Origin of the sequence: Ilumatobacter sp. (assembly GCF_041688325.1) — a bacterium.
In the GTDB taxonomy this organism is placed as follows: domain Bacteria; phylum Actinomycetota; class Acidimicrobiia; order Acidimicrobiales; family Ilumatobacteraceae; genus Ilumatobacter_A.
In genome coordinates, this window is the sequence record NZ_JBDNIJ010000094.1 from 1 (window position 1) to 1,815 (window position 1,815).

The 1,815-nt window shown below is 64.2% G+C and carries 2 protein-coding genes; one reads left to right on the plus strand and one right to left on the minus strand.

Annotated features, from left to right (window positions below):
* Positions 1-549: PhnE/PtxC family ABC transporter permease (locus ACH2EI_RS06165; RefSeq protein WP_395159465.1), on the plus strand; the 549-nt coding region annotated here is incomplete at its 5' end.
* Here the strand turns inward: ACH2EI_RS06165 and ACH2EI_RS06170 are convergent.
* Entirely contained in the window at positions 542-1,360 is an 819-nt protein-coding gene (locus ACH2EI_RS06170) for an inositol monophosphatase family protein (protein WP_395159467.1), read from the minus strand. The genes ACH2EI_RS06165 and ACH2EI_RS06170 overlap by 8 nt on opposite strands.
* Positions 1,361-1,815 lie beyond the last annotated feature (455 nt).

Below are 1,815 nucleotides of genomic sequence, written 5' to 3' on the forward strand. Positions count from 1 at the left end.
GCGACGTTCATGGCAATGCTCGCCGCGCTGCCGCTCTCGTTCCTCGCAGCATCGAACGTCGCGCCGAGCAGACTCGTCTTTCGAGTGACCCGCTTCGTGATGATCCTGGTCCGAGCCACCCCCGAACTTGTCCTCGCCGTGCTGTTCGTCGCAGCACTCGGGCTCGGCCCCAGAACCGGAACGCTCGCACTGGCCGTCGGCATCTTCGGATTCTCCACACGACTGTTCGCCGACACCATCGAAGAAGCCCGATCCGGCCCACGCGAAGGAGTGGTGTCCACCGGCGCCTCCCGGCTTCAGGACACCGCCTCTGGCGTTGCACCCCAAGTGTGGCCAGCTCTCGTCAGCCAAGGCCTCTACATCTTCGACGTCAGCCTGCGCGCCTCGACCGTGCTCGGCATCGTCGGCGCAGGCGGCATCGGCTTCATGTTGAGCAACTCGATGCGAACACTGAACTTCGAAGTCACCGGCGGCATCATCTTGTGCATCTTCGTCATCGTCGGAGCCATCGAAGTCGTCTCCAACTGGGTCAACCGCCAAATCACCTGACGCTGACCTGCGGCGGCGGGGCCGGCGCGTGGCGTGTCACCACGTCGACGATCTCCTCGGCAAGACCGGCCGACGATGCGAATACGCCGCTCCAACGCTTCGACAGATCGGGATCGAACGTGAACGGCCGGCCCCACACGTCGCACACATGACCACCCGCGTTCTCGACAATGAGCGAGGTCGCAGCGACATCGACGATTCGGTGCACGTCGCCGCCGGGGTCGCAGAACGCGTCGACCGCGCCGTCAGCTACCAGTCCGGCCTCGAGTACCGACGTACCGAGCACCCGGATGCGATCGGCCCGCTCGGCCAGCTCGTGCCAGGCCGGACGAGTTGCCGCTCGCGGACGCAGCATCGACAGCGAAACGCCATCGAGGCTCGTCTGCATCGAAACGCTCACGGACCGCTCGCCGCGTGTGGCGGTCCAGGTCCGTCCGGTGTCGAACCACTCGACGAGGGCGAACTCGACTCGATCGTCGATCACCGCAGCTGCTGCGAATCCGCAGATAGGGATGCCTGCTGCGGCGTTCGCCGTGCCGTCGACGGGGTCCATCACGATCGTCGCCGCTGAGCCTCTGTCGATCCAACCGACCTCCTCGGAGAGCACGTTGACGCGGGCGGATTCGAGAACATCGAGGATCGGACGTTCCACGATGACGTCGAGCAGGTACGTCTCTGTGCCGTCGGCCCCGGGCCCCACGGTCCGCCGACGTTCCGTACCGTCCAGCGTCGCTATCGCATGGCTGTAGGCATGGCGCGCAGCGTTCGCGGCCTCGGCGAGCAGGGCGGGGAGTTGGTCGATGGTCATCATCGTTGACCACCATGTCGTCTCCCGTTGACACCCCCATGGCGCCCGCATGAAGTCGCGACGAACTCTTGCCTACGTAGCCTCGATTCTTCCTTTGTCGTAACCGGGTTCGAAGGGAACACCGACCCAGTGTCGTCTGAGCTACATCAATCGAGCCTTGAACGATTGCTTGCCGAACTGCTTGGGCGCATCGTCGGGTGCGCGGGTGGGAGCCGTTCGAGTGTCCCCTCGTCTCAGGCGGCCGGATTGTTGCTGCGGTAGTCCCGTCGCTTGAGGCGGTGATGATTGCCAGCCTCGCGATTGGAGACGTCACCGTTCCTAGTGTCCTGTCACGGTGTTTCGTCTGGTAATTCGGTGTTGGTGACGTCGGCGCAGTAGCGGCCGAGTCGTTCGAGGATTTCGTCGGCTGTTTTGTGCCAGACGAACGGTTTGGGATCGTCGTTCCAGACCTCGACCCA

What these genes read in the sequence shown, in the direction of transcription:
- ACH2EI_RS06170 (WP_395159467.1), bottom strand. Translation starts at nt 1,360, where the DNA reads ATGATGACCATCGACCAACTCCCCGCCCTGCTCGCCGAGGCCGCGAAC.